This window comes from Lacrimispora sanguinis, from assembly GCF_044987295.1.
GTDB lineage: Bacteria > Bacillota > Clostridia > Lachnospirales > Lachnospiraceae > Lacrimispora > Lacrimispora celerecrescens_B.
The window spans coordinates 1190331-1206450 of sequence record NZ_CP173277.1 but is presented as its reverse complement, the minus strand read 5'-3'; the positions used below and the strand labels follow the sequence as shown (position 1 = coordinate 1206450).

Below are 16120 nucleotides of genomic sequence, written 5' to 3'. Positions count from 1 at the left end.
TGATGAAAAAGAATCAGGAGGAAGATATCATGGCAATTTATGAAGGCGCAGGTGTAGCGCTTATCACACCATTTAAGGAAAACAGAGATGTTAACTATGAGAAGCTGGAGGAACTGGTAGAAGAACAGATTGCTTTGGGAACGGACTCTATCATCGCATGCGGTACAACAGGCGAGGCGTCCACCATGACTCATGAGGAACATTTGGACGTAATTAAATTCGTGTGCCAGGTAACGAAAAAGCGGATCCCTGTGATTGCAGGAACTGGTTCCAATTGTACGGAGACGGCTGTTTTCCTGTCCGAAGAGGCGGAAAAACATGGTGCTGACGGGCTTCTTCTCGTATCTCCTTATTATAATAAGGCAACTCAGAATGGACTGAAGGCTCACTTTAAAGCGGTCGCTGATAAGGTGAGGATTCCCATTCTTCTATATAATATCCCGGCAAGAACCGGGGTAACCATAGCAGCTGAGACCATAGCGGATTTATGCTTACATGTCCCTAATATAGTTGGGGTAAAGGAGGCCAGCGGGAATTTTTCAGCTATAGCGGATCTTATGAATCTTACGGATGGCCTTGTGGATTTATATTCCGGCAATGACGATCAGATCGTTCCCATGCTGTCCCTGGGAGGAAAAGGAGTTATTTCCGTTCTTTCCAACATTGCGCCTTCCCAGACCCATGAAATCTGTGAGTCTTATTTTAAGGGAGATGTAAAACGAAGCGCAGCACTTCAGCTTGCCGCCATTCCTCTCATCAATGCCTTGTTCTGTGAAGTCAATCCGATTCCGGTTAAGGCTGCCTTAAACCTTATGGGAAAGGCTGCAGGCCCTATGCGTCTGCCGCTTACTGAGATGGAACCTAAAAATCAGGAGCGCTTAAGACAAGCCATGAAAGAGTATGGAATTTTGTAATCGGCAAACCATATACTTATGGAAGAAAAGAGGATAGCATGATTAGGATGATAATGCACGGCTGTAACGGAGCCATGGGTCAAGTGGTATCTCAGATTGCAGCAGAAGAAACAAATATAACCATCGTTGCGGGCATCGACCCCAATGATACCAGGCAGAATCCGTATCCGGTATTTCCGTCACTGGAAGCCTGCAGGGAAGAGGCGGATGTGATCGTGGATTTTACCTCCTCTAAAGCAATGGATAGCCTTCTTGATTATAGCGTAAAGAAAAAAATACCTGTGGTAGTATGTACCACCGGACTTTCAGACGACCAGATAAAAAAGCTGGAGGATGCTTCAAGGCATGTTGCAGTCCTTAGGTCCGCCAATATGTCTCTCGGCGTCAATCTTCTTATGAAGCTGGTAAAAGAGGCGACCCAGGTCCTTGCGGCCGCAGGATTTGACATTGAAATACTGGAAAAGCACCACAATAAAAAACTTGATTCCCCAAGCGGAACGGCTCTTGCACTGGCGGATTCCATTAATGAGGCCATGGATCAGGAATATCATTATGTTTATGACAGAAGCCAGGTCAGAAAGGCCAGAGACAAAAAGGAGATCGGGATCCAGTCTGTCAGGGGAGGAACCATTGTCGGAGAGCATGATGTGATTTTTGCCGGAACGGATGAGATTATTACCTTCCACCATACTGCATATTCCAAGGCGATTTTTGCAAAAGGCGCTGTTTCTGCAGCAAAATTCCTGGCAGGGAAAGCTCCGGGTCTATATAGCATGAAAGATGTTATAAAATCATAAAATTTCCAATATCTTCCACCATAATTCGTTCTCTCTTTACACATACTAATCGTAGAAAATGAAAGGAGAATGTATTATGAAAAGAATAAAACCTTTAGCAATTACCCTTATTGTCATTATGACAGTAATGTGTCTGACTGCCTGCGGAACTACAAAAAAGAACACCGGAGGAACAGGGACAACAGGTGCAACAACCCAGACAACTGCAGCAACAACAACCAAATCTACGACTGAAACAACTACTATGACTGAAACAACAGGCACAGGTGCTGCAAATGAAAGTACTGGTGTCATTAATGGTGTTGTTAATGATGTAGAAAAAGGGGTTGATAAGATTACAGGGGAAAGCAATGGCCAACCTACTTCAGGAGCCACAAAAGCACCATAATAAAAAGAAATTTTGTAATAAAAAAGCTTCAGGCAAAAATCTATGCTTGAAGCTTTTTTTATTATAAGATATAATATTGTCGAAACATATCTTATTGCATTTTATAAACAGTTCTATTTTATTAATCAGAAAGACCATATTCTGGCCGAATATTCAGAGACTATGCCATAATAACAGGAGCCTTCCCGGCAGAGAGGCAAAACGTCCATGAAAAGGAAATTTGATTATTTTAAATATCAGCGGTATAATAATAAAAGGAAAAAGCCGTGGAGAAGTCTAAAGAAAGCCATTCCTCACAAGGAAGGCCTTATAATCTTTCTTAGAAAAGGTTTGCTGCTTCTGATCCTTTTGGAAGCGGTGGTATTTTTCCTGCCGTATGGAGAAACAATTGTAAGTAATGCCCATGAATACCTGCCTGTCCGCAGAGAAGCGGAAGCGAAAGAAGAACGATTGGTTGAAGCCTTTTGGGGCAGGAAAACCGGGGAGATAAATGAACAGGGGATTACTGTTGAATGGAAGGAAGGCAGAGTGAAATTCTGGCAAAAAGTAGAGCGGGTAATCCTTCAAGGCCCTGATTGAGAAACAAAAACATAAAAGGGTCATAAGTATTTATAATAATAAAACCAGTTGCAATCCTAATTTTACTGTATTATAATTTCTACTGAAACACCGTAGTTTTATTTGAAAAACTTATAAATTAATTCAGTAAAGGACAGGTGGATAACGTGGAAAAAAGAGAATTGCTGTATGAGGGAAAAGCGAAAAAGGTTTATACAACGGAGAATCCGGATGTATTGGTTGTTTCATACAAAGACGATGCCACAGCATTTAATGGCCTTAAAAAAGGCACCATTGTGGGTAAAGGCGCGGTCAACAACCGGATGACCAACTTTATTTTCAAAAAGCTGGAAGCCAAAGGCGTTCCGACTCATCTGGTGGAAGAGTTGAGCGACCGAGAGACTGCAGTGAAGAAAGTGGAGATCATTCCCCTTGAGGTGATAATCAGAAACTATTCCGCAGGAAGCTTTGCCAAGAAGATGGGGATGGAAGAAGGCGTGAAATTCTCCTGTCCGACTCTTGAATTCAGTTATAAAAATGATGATCTGGGCGACCCGTTCATCAACAACTACTATGCATTGGCCCTTAATCTGGCCACCCAGGAAGAGATCGACAAGATTACGGAATATGCCTTTAAAGTAAATGAAGTGCTGAAAGAATATTTTGACGGTTTAAACATTGATCTGATCGACTTTAAGATTGAATTCGGCCGTTATCATGGACAGGTTATTCTGGCTGACGAGATTTCTCCTGATACATGCAGACTATGGGATAAGGATACCCATGAAAAGCTGGACAAGGATCGTTTCCGCAGGGATTTAGGAGGCGTGGAGGACGCATACGAAGAAGTGTTCCGCCGTCTTGGCATCCGGTAAACAGCACAGAGAGGATAGACATCAAATGAATAACGAATTGGATTTCAATTTTGAGGATGAGCTGCATGAGGAATGCGGCGTATTCGGAATGTACGATTTTGACGGCGGCGACGTTGCTTCCACCATCTATTATGGATTGCTTGCATTGCAGCACAGAGGCCAGGAGAGCTGTGGAATCGCAGTCAGCGATACCGGCAGCTCCAGGGCAAAGGTAAGCGCCCATAAGGGGATGGGGTTATGCAATGAGGTCTTTACACCGGAAATTTTAGAAGGCCTCCGCGGCGACATCGGCGTGGGTCATGTTCGTTATTCTACTGCAGGCAGCAGCACAAGGGAGAATGCCCAACCGCTTGTACTCAATTATCTGAAAGGAACTTTGGCCATGGCTCATAACGGCAACTTGGTCAATGCGCCGGATTTAAGACGTGAGCTTGAGTATAACGGGGCCATTTTCCAGACTACGATTGATTCAGAGGTGATCGCCTACCACATTGCAAGGGAGAGGGTGAAAGCCGCTACCGTTGAGGCTGCTGTAGCAAATGCCATGAAGAAACTGAAAGGGGCTTATTCCCTTGTCATTATGAGTCCCCGTAAGATCATCGGAGCCAGGGATCCTTATGGATTTAAGCCTTTGTGCATTGGAAAACGTGATAATGCCTATATCCTGGTATCGGAAAGCTGCGCTCTTGATACCCTTGGTGCAGAGTTTGTCCGTGACGTTCGCCCCGGAGAAGTCGTGACCATTACAAAGGAGGGAATCTCCTCCGATACAAGTCTATGCCCCACGGATAAGTCAAAGGAAGCCAGATGTATTTTTGAATATATTTATTTTGCCAGGCCGGACAGCGTGTTTGACGGTGTCAGTGTCTACCATTCCAGGATGTGTGCCGGCCGTGCGTTAGCCATGGATTCTCCGGTGGAAGCGGATCTTGTGGTCGGAGTGCCGGAATCGGGCAATGCCGCTGCTTTGGGATATTCCCTTCAGTCCGGAATCCCTTATGGGACTGCTTTTGTAAAGAATTCCTATGTTGGCAGGACATTTATTAAGCCGAAGCAGAGCAACCGGGAATCTTCAGTCAGAATCAAGCTGAACGTATTAAAGGAAGCTGTTATGGGGAAACGGGTTATCATGATCGATGATTCCATCGTCCGTGGAACCACCAGTGCCCTTATTGTCAACATGCTTCGGGAGTCAGGGGCAAAAGAGGTCCACGTCCGGATCAGTTCCCCGCCATTTCTCCATCCCTGTTATTTCGGAACCGATATACCTAACGAAGATCAGTTGATGGCACATAACAGGACTATTGAAGAAATCCGGGATCTTTTGGGAGCGGATTCCCTGTCTTATTTAAAGATTGAACGGTTGAATGAAATGGCAGAAGGACTTCCGATCTGTACCGCATGCTTTAGCGGAGATTATCCCATTGAACCGCCCAAGGAAGACATCCGGGGAGAATACATGGAGTAAAAATGGATATTATGAGAGACGGGGACCGCCGGGCTGAGTATGTTTATCCAGCCGGAGGGGCCCCGGTTTCTCTTCCCATCAAATAAAAAATATGTTACTATGAATGTAAATGAAGCCCAAGGAGGAAAATAAGAACCATGACAGATAGATACCAAAGCCCGCTGTCTGAGCGCTATGCAAGTAAGGAGATGCAGTATATCTTTTCACCGGACAGGAAATTTAAAACATGGAGAAAGCTGTGGGTTGCCCTGGCAGAGGTAGAAAAGGAACTGGGGCTTCCTATTACAGAAGAGCAGATAGAGGAATTAAAAGCCCATCAGGATGATATTAATTATGATGTGGCCATCCAGAGGGAAAAAGAAGTCCGTCATGATGTCATGTCTCATGTGTATGCATATGGCGTTCAGTGCCCAAAGGCAAAAGGAATTATCCATCTGGGAGCTACCTCCTGTTATGTAGGGGACAATACCGATTTAATCGTTATGACAGAAGCGTTAAAGCTGGTCCGCAGAAAACTCATGAATGTGATTGATGAACTGGCCCGGTTTGCTGACGCGTATAAGGACCTGCCTACTCTGGCTTTCACTCATTTCCAGCCGGCTCAGCCCACGACCGTTGGTAAAAGAGCCACGCTCTGGCTTCATGATCTGACCATGGATTTAGAAGATCTGGACTATATCCTTGGTTCTATAAGGCTTCTTGGCTCTAAGGGTACCACAGGAACACAGGCCAGCTTCCTGGAGCTGTTTGACGGCGATATGGATAAGGTGAGAAGGGCGGATTCCATGATTGCAGAAAAACTGGGATATACCGGCTGCTATCCGGTTTCCGGCCAGACCTATTCCAGAAAGGTGGACAGCCGAGTGGTCAATGTGTTAGCAGGCATTGCCCAGAGCGCCCATAAATTTTCCAATGATATCCGTCTCTTGCAGCATTTAAAGGAAGTAGAAGAGCCTTTTGAAAAGAGTCAGATCGGTTCTTCCGCTATGGCTTACAAGCGCAATCCGATGAGAAGCGAACGAATGGCGTCCCTGTCCAATTATGTGATGGCAGATGTAATGAACCCTATGCTGGTTTCTTCTACCCAGTGGTTTGAGAGAACGCTTGATGATTCCGCCAATAAAAGATTAAGCATTCCGGAAGGATTTTTAGCAGTTGATGGAATTCTGGATCTTTATCTGAATGTTGTGGATGGCCTTGTGGTATATCCTAAGGTAATAGAGAAGCACATGATGGCAGAGCTACCCTTTATGGCTACGGAAAACATCATGATGGATGCGGTAAAGGCCGGCGGGGACAGGCAGGAGCTTCACGAACGGATCAGGGAACTGTCTATGGAGGCAGGTCGGAATGTAAAGGTCAATGGCCTTGACAACAATCTGCTGGAACTGATCGCAGCAGATCCCTCCTTCAACCTATCTTTGGAGGATTTAAAGAAAAGCATGGATCCCCAAAGATATGTCGGATGTGCTCCAGCTCAGGTGACTGCTTATCTGGAAGAGGTGGTTAAGCCTCTTCTTGAAGAAAATAGGGAACTTCTCGGGCTGAAGGCAGAGATTAACGTATAGAGGCTTGCAGGCAGACATCAGAGATTATGGGATGTCTGCCTTTGTTTTTTTGATTTTTCACATTAGGAGGAAGTCATGAGCAGTAATTTGGAATATTACAAAGTGTTTTATTATGTGGCCCAGCTTAAAAGCATCACTCTGGCGGCAGAGAAGCTGTGTATATCCCAGCCTGCCGTGAGCCAGGCGGTAAGGCAGCTGGAAAAGGCTCTGGACAGCCAGCTTTTTCTGCGGACTTCCAAAGGGGTTCGTCTGACCCGGGAGGGGGAATTTTTTTACGGATATGTAAAATCAGGTTTAGAAAACATCTGGCATGGAGAAAGTATGTTAAACAGGCTAAAAGATCTGGATACGGGCGAAGTGCGGATCGGAGCCAGTGATATGACGCTTCAGTTTTATTTATTGCCCTATTTAGAGAAGTTCCATGAGCTGTATCCTGGTATCAAGGTAATCGTTTCCAATGGGCCTACACCTGAGACGCTTCGGTATTTATACGACGGTAACATTGATTTCGGAGTAGTCAGCACTCCCTTTGAGGCAAAGAGCGAGGTCATGCGGACCGATGTAAAGGAAATAAAGAACGTGTTTGTAGCGGGGGATAAGTTCCGTTACTTAAAGGATCAGGAGCTGGATTACGATATCTTGAAAGAACTGCCTTGCATATTTCTTGAAAAGAATACCAGTACAAGAACGTTTATGGATGAATATCTAGCAGGCCATGGGATTGTGGTAGAGCCGGAGTTTGAGCTTTCCACCAGTGACATGATCGTTCAGTTCGCCATGCGGAATCTTGGAATAGGCTGTGTGATGTCGGGATTTGCGCAGATGGAGTTGGAAAAAGGGAATCTTGTGGAGCTTAAGTTCCGGGAAGAAATGCCCAAACGCCATTTTACCATTGTCACTGACGTCAAAACACCCGTATCTCCGGCAGGGAAGCGCCTTTTACAGCTGATGACAGATGATATAATTTAAACTTATGTAAAATATAAATAATATTAATTTTACTTATGCGCAGTTATGCGTTATCATAAGTAGGTAAATGGCATTTTTCACTCGAAGGAGGAGCAATCATATGGTAAGAGCAATCGTAGGCGCCAATTGGGGCGACGAAGGAAAAGGTAAGATCACGGATATGCTGGCAAAGGAATCGGATATCATCATCCGCTATCAGGGAGGCAGCAATGCCGGACACACGATCATCAACAACTATGGAAAATTCGCACTTCACCTTCTGCCCTCAGGCGTATTCTATCATCATACTACCAGCGTCATTGGCAATGGTGTGGCACTAAATATTCCGTTCCTGGTAAAGGAAATTGAGGATCTCGTAAGCAAGGGTGTTCCGAAGCCTGACATTCTGGTTTCAGACCGTGCCCAGATCCTGATGCCATATCACATTCTGTTTGACCAGTATGAGGAGGAACGCCTTGGCAAAAAGTCATTTGGTTCCACGAAATCAGGGATTGCTCCATTTTATTCAGATAAATATGCAAAGATCGGATTCCAGGTCAGCGAGCTTTTTGACGAAGAATCTTTAAAGGAAAAGGTTGACCGGGTTTGTGAAACAAAGAATGTTTTAATGGAGCATCTCTATCACAAGCCGGCCATGGACCCCCAGGAACTGTTTGAGACTCTCTTAGAATACCGTGAGATGGTGAAGCCATATGTATGTGATGTGTCCAAATACCTTCATGAGGCCATCAAAGCGGGTAAGAACATTCTTTTGGAAGGCCAGCTGGGCTCTCTAAAGGATCCTGACCATGGTATTTATCCTATGGTTACATCTTCCTCAACACTTGCGGCCTACGGTGCTATTGGTGCGGGCATTCCGCCCTATGAGATTAAGAACATTACCACAGTGGTAAAAGCCTATTCCAGTGCCGTTGGGGCTGGTGCATTTGTCAGCGAACTATTCGGAGATGAGGCAGATGAGCTGAGAAGGCGTGGCGGAGACGGCGGCGAATACGGCGCAACTACCGGACGGCCAAGACGTATGGGCTGGTTTGACGCTGTTGCATCCAGGTACGGATGCCGGATTCAGGGGTCTACAGAGGTTGCCCTCACCGTTCTTGATGTGCTGGGATATCTTGACGAACTTCAAGTATGTGTGGGCTATGAGATCGACGGAAAGGTTACCAGAGATTTCCCTACAACTGTAGAGCTGAACAGAGCAAAACCAGTATATAAAAGCCTTCCAGGCTGGAAGTGTGAGATCAGGGGAATTAAGAATTACGAGGATCTTCCGGAGAACTGCAGGAATTATATTGAATTCATAGAGAAAGAAATCGAAACGCCCATATCCATGGTTTCCAATGGGCCGGGAAGGGACGAGATTATTTTTCGTAAATGATTATCAAAAAAATAATAACTATTCTAAGCAGAGCAGTAGGATTAATATTCTACTGTCTCTGCTTATATTTATTCAATAAAAATTATGGCGATGGCATTAGAGCAGAAAGATTTAACTTGTCATAGTGGAAAAATCGTACAAATATATATATTTTATGTTTGAAGAACATCAGTTCTCATGATAAAATAAATTCAGGAAAGCACTCACGACAGCATATGAAGTCATTACGATTTTCATCGAGATATTAGCTTTGTTAATATCTTTTGGTAGCTTGATTGTAGCGTTTCTTGCCTTTCTCGATAAGAGAAACAAGAGAAAATAAAAATGCCCACCCTGTCTGCCAACAGGGTAGGCGGTGTCCGTAAGGACATTTAAGCATTAACCTTTAGAGCATCCACTTTTGGAGTGGGTGCTTTCTTTTATATTTCTATTATAGTCAATTATCTTTCCAAATTCAAGTCATTTCAGCAAAATACCTGGTTATATCCGTAAAAGAGTTCTCAGTCACTATACCCTCACAAGCGGCTGTGTACTGCATCGAAAGGAACCTCCCAAGCTCCTGGATATTTCAAAATCAATATACTCCACAGTTATACCTCTCGTCTTTAACTGCTCCGCAATATATTCGAATTGAGGATCTAAAATATACGTAGACTCATTGACCGGAAGTCCATTCACCGCCAAATAGGCGATATCTTTATAAGGGACAGAGATTTTATCCCAATCCTTTAGGGCTTTAGGAATTCCATTTATAAGGGCCTCCTCACAAATAATCATCAGTCCGTCTCTTACAAGGCTTAAAGCACAATCCAAATGCAGTACATCCTGCTTTAACGGAACCTCAATCACTTCATAGCCAAAATGGGATAAAAATGATTGAAGCCATAGATAACCATTATGATTAGAGGCTAACCCAGAATTCCCCACGAAAACCGTTTTATCTAAAACCAAAACATCTCCGCCTTCCAAAAAAGGACCCTGCTCGGCATCAATACCTTCTGAACTATCAGGTCTTGGCACAGAAACATAGAAGGCTCCCGTGCTGTAAGCTTCATTAACAAGAATATCTCTGATTGGCAGAACTTCATTTCTACGATGGAAGAAACGTAACGATCCTTCAATAATGGAGGGACCAACCGTAAAGAAAGGATCACGTACAAAGAAATTACAGGAGCCGAACTCTCTGCCGGATTCTTTTTCGTAGTCTGTCAGCAATCGCGGACGTACAACTTCCACTCCATATTTCTCAAGGACCTTTTTTAAGTTTTCCCGTTCGTTTTCCCATTTTCTTTGGCGCTCAGGGAAAACCTCTTTATAGTTCTTTGCTGCAGTATCAACGCCATCAAGCAGGCTTAAACTTTCCTTTGAAAGAAATGCATCATCTTTAAAGTTTTCATCCCGGGCCGGAAAGATAAATTCGGATTGGGTTAGAACCACTTTTTTTAAAGGAGCAAATTCACTTTTTACTTTTATTCTGTTTGTTTCCATACAAAACCATTCCCTTCAAGATTATCTCATTATTTTGAACCATTTCATATTATTTCACTCAGGAAAGAATATCATTGACAATCTCCCTGCATCATGACATTATAAGGTATCGGGTAACCCGATAGTCAATAGGAGGAATAAAAAAGTGTCAAAAAATCAATATCTAACGACCAGTGAATTTGCAAAAGCCTGCGGAGTGTCCAAACATACGCTGTTTCATTATGATGATATCGGCATTTTAAAACCAGAATACGTGAATGAGAAAGGGTACCGATTTTATTCTTTGAAGCAATTTTCCACTTTTGATATTATTGTTACCTTACAGGAAGCAGGAACTCCGTTAAGTGAGATAAAAGAATATTTGGATCATAAAAGTCCCACCCGGTTCCTTTCTGTTTTGAAGCAGAAGAAAAAACAGTTAGCTTTAGAGCAAAAAAAGATTGAGCGGATGGAACGATTGCTGCAGACGATCTATGATATGACAAAAAATGCACTGCAGGTAGTTTGTGATGTTCCGTTTATACAGGAATTTGAGGAGGAATATTTGATTACGGTGGCTTTATCTCCGGAGGGGATTGAAAAAGAAGACGTGAAAAAAATGGGGGAACATTTTGACTATTGTGCAGATCACCATATCGAGTACACCTACCCGTCTGGCATTATTATCGGCAAAGATCATTTGGAACGGGGGATCTATCATAAGCCGGAGTTCTTTTTTAATAAATTATTAAAAAAGCAAAAAGGGGAAAAGGTGCATGTAAAACCTAAAGGCAAATATGCGGTTATAAATCATAAAGGCGGATATGATATGCTGCCAAAGTCCTATGTGGCGTTAGTAAACTATATAAAAGAAAATCGTCTGAGCATAATCGGCGATGCTTATGAGCAAGAGATTCTTAGTTATTTAGCAGCAGAGGATCCTTCAGATTACATCATTCAGATTGCGATTCAAGTCGATTGAGAATTATGGTTGAGAATTGCGGTTGCGAATATGGTTCCATTTACGCATAAAGCAAATTCTCCAGTAAAGTTATTTACTATTCCTGGTAAGCGTATTGTAAATATCCTTATTGGAGGATTGCTAAAAGAGTGTATGCGCTTCCTGTTTTCATTAACTTATGCTTCGTTTTTTTTGCCGGCTGTATCCGGTTCATCTTTATTCGGCCTGATTACTCGGGCGACAAGCTGAGCGGCATAGACAAAGATGGGGATGATGACAGAAGAGAAAATAGCGGCCATCAGCCAGTTTTTTGCTTCCGGATTATGGGAAAAGGCGGATATGATAGCTATCACATACATGGAGAGAATGAGTACTACTCCGGTCATAGCCAGAATACGCTTCCATTTCACAAGTATCACCTCCCTTTCTGTTAATTTTTTTATAATTATAGCCTATAAATGAGAAAATAGGAAGGAGGGCTTTTCATTGTTAATAAAAACTTTAAATTTGAAACCTGTACTTTTCTATGAAAATATAGTAATATATTATAAAATATGGAAGGCCTGGAAGGAGTGCATAACTCTTGAGGAAACGATGGATAGCGGCGGCAAGTATCATTCTCATCATAGGAAGCATGATGACTTCCATGGCAGCGGAAGAGAAGATACAGGGAGAGGGCGAAAACCAGCAGACAATAGTATCGGACTGGCAGTGGCAGCAAGACTCAGGCGGCTGGAAATATGTCAATGCCGCAGGAGAATTCAAGAAATACCGTTGGGAAGAGATTAACGGTTATTGGTATTACTTTGACAATGAGGGGTACATGGCTTCTGATTGGACAAGAATCGGCGGAATGGACTACTGCTTTTCTGAAACGGGTGAACTGCAGCTTGGCTGGTGTTACAACGACGATGAAGAGAAGTGGCATTATTATAATGAAGACGGCACTGCCCAAAAGGGCTGGTATCAGGGGACAAACGGAAGCTGGTACTGGTTTTCCACAAAGGGTGAAATGGCTTCTTCCGGCTATAAAAACGTAGCAGGAAAACGATATTATTTCTTTGATAATGGGCAGATGGCTGCAAATCAATATGTAGGTCTTTTCTTCATGGATGAAAATGGCCAGAGAAATAAGGATTTCGATATTAGTATTGATGGAAAGAAAACTTCCGCATCCGTGTCTTCTGAGGTGAAAGATGCCTTTACAGAGGCTGCAAAGAATATTCCCAGGGATTGGATCAGGAAATTTAAGGATCAGGGCTGGGAGATCATCTACTATCCCGGAAAAAAGTATTTTTCTGCGCCTATGACGGAAAGCGGTATTTATTATGTATGCTATAAACTGGATACGAATTATAAAAAAATCAAAATCTGCCAGGCGGAGGAGCTGACGGCAGCTTTTGGGGAATATATTGGATATGCCTCCGGCTGTTATGGCAGCACCAGCCAGGATGCTACAGATCTGCTAATGAGCATGGATTCGGTGGAGGATTTCGTGTACATTCCAGATTATTTTTCCAATGATATCAGGTTTTATTTTGGAAAGCTGGTGGCAGCTTATGTGGGGAGCTCCTATACCAGGGGAGAGATGGAAGAAGATGCCCCTCGGGTGACGGAAATACTAAAAAGGATATTGTATACATAAAAGAGAAATTCCCATTTGAATGTTTTTAGTTTAATGATATTGCCGTAGGATTTTTAAGTCCTGCGGCTTTTTTTCTTGCCCAAAACCCTGACAGCTCCGTAATATTATAATTTACTATAAAAAGGGGCAAAATAGATGGAGTCCGTCAAGGTACAATTTAGGAGGTATAGACTTGTGAATAAGAAACAAAAAAGAGCGAGAGCAAGAAAGATCTCAGAGGGCTTCACGCGAAGAGAAAAAGCCAACGAAATCATTGCTTTTGCTGCAGATAATAAAATTGAGACTGTTTTACAAAAATTCAATGCCTCTCTGGAGGGACTTTCTGAAAAAGAGGTCATTGCAAGCCGCAATGCCTATGGGGAAAATAAAGTAACCCACGAAAAGAAAAAGACAATGCCCCAAAGACTGGCGGAAGCGTTTATCAACCCCTTTACAGCAATTTTGTTTTGCCTTGCCATTGTATCAACAATCACAGATATTATTCTGCCGGTGGTGCGAGGTATTCCGGAGGATGCGGATCCACTTACGGTTATTATTATTATGACTATGGTGGTGATTTCCGGCGCGTTGCGCTTTGTTCAGGAATCCCGCTCCGGCAATGCTGCCGAAAAACTTTTAGGGATGATCACCACAACCTGTACGGTTGACCGAGAGGAAGAAAAGAAACAGGAGATTCCACTTGTCGAAGCGGTGGTCGGTGATATCATCCATCTTTCTGCCGGTGATATGATACCTGCGGATGTAAGAATTATTGAGGCGAAGGATCTGTTTATCAGCCAGTCGGCCTTAACAGGCGAAAGCGAGCCTGTGGAAAAATTTGCGGTCGTTGGTAAGGATGAAGTAAATGCGACTACAGAGTATTCGAATATCGCATTTATGGGCAGCAACGTAATCAGCGGCAGAGCTACCGCAGTTATTATCTCCGTGGGTGACGATACCTTGTTTGGCTCCATGGCTTCTTCGGTTGCCGGTGAAGCTGTTGAGACTAACTTTACCAAGGGTGTGAATGCCGTGTCGTGGGTTCTCATCCGGTTTATGTTTGTTATGGTTCCTGTTGTATTTGTGATCAACGGGATTACCAAAGGTGACTGGATAGCAGCATTCCTCTTCGGCATCTCCATCGCGGTCGGCTTAACTCCTGAAATGCTGCCGATGATTGTAACGACCTGTTTGGCCAAAGGTGCCGTATCTATGTCCAAGAAAAAGACAATCGTAAAGAATTTAAACTCCATCCAGAATTTTGGAGCGATCGATATTCTTTGTACGGACAAAACCGGTACATTGACCCAGGAGCGTGTGGTATTGGAATATTCCATGGATGTAATGGGAAACAGAGACACCCGTGTACTTCGCCATGCTTACTTAAATAGTTATTTTCAGACAGGTTACAAGAATCTAATGGATGTGGCTATCATCCGAAAGACAGAGGAAGAAGAAGCCTCCGACTCAAGACTGATCGATTTGTCAGAGACCTATACAAAGGTAGATGAGATCCCCTTTGATTTCACCCGCCGCCGTCTTTCCACAGTGGTCAGTGATAAAACCGGCAAGACTCAGATGGTTACGAAAGGAGCAGTAGAGGAAATGCTCTCAATCTGTTCTTTTGCCGAATATCAGGGAAAGGTAGAACCGCTTACGGAAGAGATTAAAACCAATATTCTTCAGACAGTAGACCGCCTGAATGAAGATGGGATGCGGGTTATCGCTGTTGCACAAAAAACCAACCCCTCCCCAGTCGGTGCTTTCGGAGTAAAAGACGAACATAACATGGTTCTGATCGGGTATCTGGCTTTTCTGGATCCGCCGAAGGAATCCGTACAAGAGGCGATTAAAGTTCTCAAGGAGTATGGAATTACAACCAAGATTTTGACTGGTGACAATGACAAGGTAACCCGCTTTATATGCAAACGGGTAGGACTTCAGGTTAATAACCTGCTGTTAGGCTCTGATATTGACAAGATGGATGATTCTGCTCTGGCAGAGGCGGCGGAACACACCGCTGTGTTTGCAAAGCTTTCACCGGATCAGAAAACCCGTATCGTCACCGTCCTTCGTAACAGTGGGCACATCGTAGGCTTCATGGGTGATGGAATCAACGATGCGGCCGCGATGAAATCTGCCGATATCGGCATTTCCGTGGATAACGCAGTAGACATTGCAAAGGAATCCGCCGATATCATTCTTTTGGAAAAAGACTTAATGGTTTTGGAGGAAGGTATTATCGAAGGGCGTAAGACCTATGCCAATATGAATAAATATATCAAGATGACAGCCTCCTCCAATTTTGGCAACATGTTCTCGGTGCTGGCGGCATCAGCTTTACTTCCATTTCTGCCTATGATGAGCTTGCAGTTAATCTTTCTTAACCTGATTTATGATTTATCCTGTACTGCAATCCCCTGGGACAACGTCGATAAGGAGTTTCTGAAAGAACCCCGCAAATGGGATGCGTCTTCTGTTGGAAATTTTATGCTTTGGCTCGGACCTACCAGCTCTATCTTCGACTGGACTACCTATGCGTTCATGTATTTTGTTTTTTGCCCGTTGTTTGTGTCCCATGGTTTTTTGTATAACGACCTGGCAAATCATTTTTCCGGTGCGGAATTGCTGCGGATTCAGACGAATTATGTGGCATTGTTTCAAGCCGGTTGGTTTGTAGAATCCATGTGGAGCCAGACCCTGGTAATCCACATGATTCGTACGCCGAAGCTCCCGTTCATCCAAAGCCGTGCCTCTGCTTCGTTAACACTGCTTACCTTTGCAGGCATTGCGGTGCTGACCATTATCCCATTTACCGCTTTTGGACGGGATCTGGGATTTATTCCGCTGCCTTCCGCATACTTTGCGTACCTGATCCCGTGTATTCTATTGTACATGGTGCTGGCTACAAGCCTGAAAAAGGCATATGTACGGTATTACGGTGATCTTCTCTAAAAGAAAGGAGATTTGTGATGAATTGGGCCAATATTTGGTTAAAGCTTTTTGGTACAACGCAGTGGCTGGGCATTGACATGGGCTTTTGGGTTTCGATGTCCCTCTGTGCGCTCATTGTGATTGTAATGAATGTTGTATTCTGGGGAATAAAACCGAAAAGGGACGATGATAACACATCAGGAGATAAGTAGGATGAGG

Annotated in this window: 16 protein-coding genes; 14 read left to right on the top strand and 2 right to left on the bottom strand. The window is 43.6% G+C overall.

Annotated elements, in window-relative coordinates:
* Positions 1-29 precede the first annotated feature (29 nt).
* The 10 genes from dapA to ACHZES_RS05560 all read left to right on the top strand — a co-directional run bounded on the left by dapA (position 30) and on the right by ACHZES_RS05560 (position 9237).
* Positions 30-914 carry a 4-hydroxy-tetrahydrodipicolinate synthase gene (gene dapA / locus ACHZES_RS05605; protein ID WP_395548829.1) on the top strand — a complete coding sequence of 295 codons (885 nt, stop codon included), beginning with the start codon at positions 30-32 and terminating at the stop codon, positions 912-914.
* A gap of 38 nt (positions 915-952) precedes the next feature.
* Positions 953-1711 (top strand): 4-hydroxy-tetrahydrodipicolinate reductase, encoded by a 759-nt coding sequence (gene dapB, locus ACHZES_RS05600; protein ID WP_154527019.1) that lies wholly within the window; start codon positions 953-955, stop codon positions 1709-1711.
* A 76-nt stretch (positions 1712-1787) separates the two neighbouring features.
* The gene (locus ACHZES_RS05595) at positions 1788-2099 is read left to right on the top strand and encodes a hypothetical protein (RefSeq protein ID WP_154527021.1); all 312 of its coding nucleotides are present in this window, start codon (positions 1788-1790) and stop codon (positions 2097-2099) included.
* A gap of 207 nt (positions 2100-2306) precedes the next feature.
* Complete coding sequence (locus tag ACHZES_RS05590; RefSeq protein ID WP_395548830.1) at positions 2307-2678, top strand: hypothetical protein; 372 nt, start codon at positions 2307-2309, stop codon at positions 2676-2678.
* 146 nt (positions 2679-2824) lie between these two features.
* A complete protein-coding gene (gene purC, locus ACHZES_RS05585) occupies positions 2825-3532 on the top strand; it encodes a phosphoribosylaminoimidazolesuccinocarboxamide synthase (RefSeq protein WP_038282694.1) in 708 nt (235 codons plus the stop codon).
* 25 nt (positions 3533-3557) lie between these two features.
* Positions 3558-5000 carry an amidophosphoribosyltransferase gene (purF, locus tag ACHZES_RS05580; protein WP_038282691.1) on the top strand — a complete coding sequence of 481 codons (1443 nt, stop codon included), beginning with the start codon at positions 3558-3560 and terminating at the stop codon, positions 4998-5000.
* Positions 5001-5137: 137 nt separating this feature from the next.
* Positions 5138-6568 carry an adenylosuccinate lyase gene (purB, locus tag ACHZES_RS05575; protein WP_395548831.1) on the top strand — a complete coding sequence of 477 codons (1431 nt, stop codon included), beginning with the start codon at positions 5138-5140 and terminating at the stop codon, positions 6566-6568.
* Positions 6569-6643: 75 nt separating this feature from the next.
* A complete protein-coding gene (locus ACHZES_RS05570; RefSeq protein WP_038282686.1) occupies positions 6644-7537 on the top strand; it encodes a LysR family transcriptional regulator in 894 nt (297 codons plus the stop codon).
* 100 nt (positions 7538-7637) lie between these two features.
* Positions 7638-8915, top strand: coding sequence for an adenylosuccinate synthase (locus ACHZES_RS05565; protein WP_038282683.1), 1278 nt, complete (start codon positions 7638-7640; stop codon positions 8913-8915).
* Between the two features lie 250 nt (positions 8916-9165).
* The gene (locus tag ACHZES_RS05560; protein ID WP_395548896.1) at positions 9166-9237 is read left to right on the top strand and encodes a putative holin-like toxin; all 72 of its coding nucleotides are present in this window, start codon (positions 9166-9168) and stop codon (positions 9235-9237) included.
* A 185-nt stretch (positions 9238-9422) separates the two neighbouring features.
* On the opposite strand, the gene ACHZES_RS05555 is transcribed toward ACHZES_RS05560, so the two are convergent.
* Positions 9423-10403 carry a dimethylarginine dimethylaminohydrolase family protein gene (locus ACHZES_RS05555; protein ID WP_395548832.1) on the bottom strand — a complete coding sequence of 327 codons (981 nt, stop codon included), beginning with the start codon at positions 10401-10403 and terminating at the stop codon, positions 9423-9425.
* 145 nt (positions 10404-10548) lie between these two features.
* Here ACHZES_RS05555 and ACHZES_RS05550 point away from each other — a divergent pair, with 145 nt between their 5' ends.
* Complete coding sequence (locus ACHZES_RS05550) at positions 10549-11364, top strand: MerR family transcriptional regulator (protein ID WP_395548833.1); 816 nt, start codon at positions 10549-10551, stop codon at positions 11362-11364.
* Between the two features lie 155 nt (positions 11365-11519).
* On the opposite strand, the gene ACHZES_RS05545 is transcribed toward ACHZES_RS05550, so the two are convergent.
* Positions 11520-11753 carry a hypothetical protein gene (locus ACHZES_RS05545; protein WP_353655274.1) on the bottom strand — a complete coding sequence of 78 codons (234 nt, stop codon included), beginning with the start codon at positions 11751-11753 and terminating at the stop codon, positions 11520-11522.
* 173 nt (positions 11754-11926) lie between these two features.
* Between ACHZES_RS05545 and ACHZES_RS05540 the strand changes: the two genes are divergently transcribed.
* The 3 genes from ACHZES_RS05540 to ACHZES_RS05530 all read left to right on the top strand — a co-directional run bounded on the left by ACHZES_RS05540 (position 11927) and on the right by ACHZES_RS05530 (position 16113).
* Positions 11927-12988 carry a cell wall-binding protein gene (locus ACHZES_RS05540; protein ID WP_395548834.1) on the top strand — a complete coding sequence of 354 codons (1062 nt, stop codon included), beginning with the start codon at positions 11927-11929 and terminating at the stop codon, positions 12986-12988.
* A gap of 174 nt (positions 12989-13162) precedes the next feature.
* Positions 13163-15922: a magnesium-translocating P-type ATPase gene (gene mgtA, locus ACHZES_RS05535; RefSeq protein ID WP_395548835.1), complete on the top strand. Its 2760-nt coding sequence runs from the start codon at positions 13163-13165 to the stop codon at positions 15920-15922.
* Positions 15923-15939: 17 nt separating this feature from the next.
* A complete protein-coding gene (locus ACHZES_RS05530; RefSeq protein ID WP_166429733.1) occupies positions 15940-16113 on the top strand; it encodes a hypothetical protein in 174 nt (57 codons plus the stop codon).
* Positions 16114-16120: the final 7 nt, after the last annotated feature.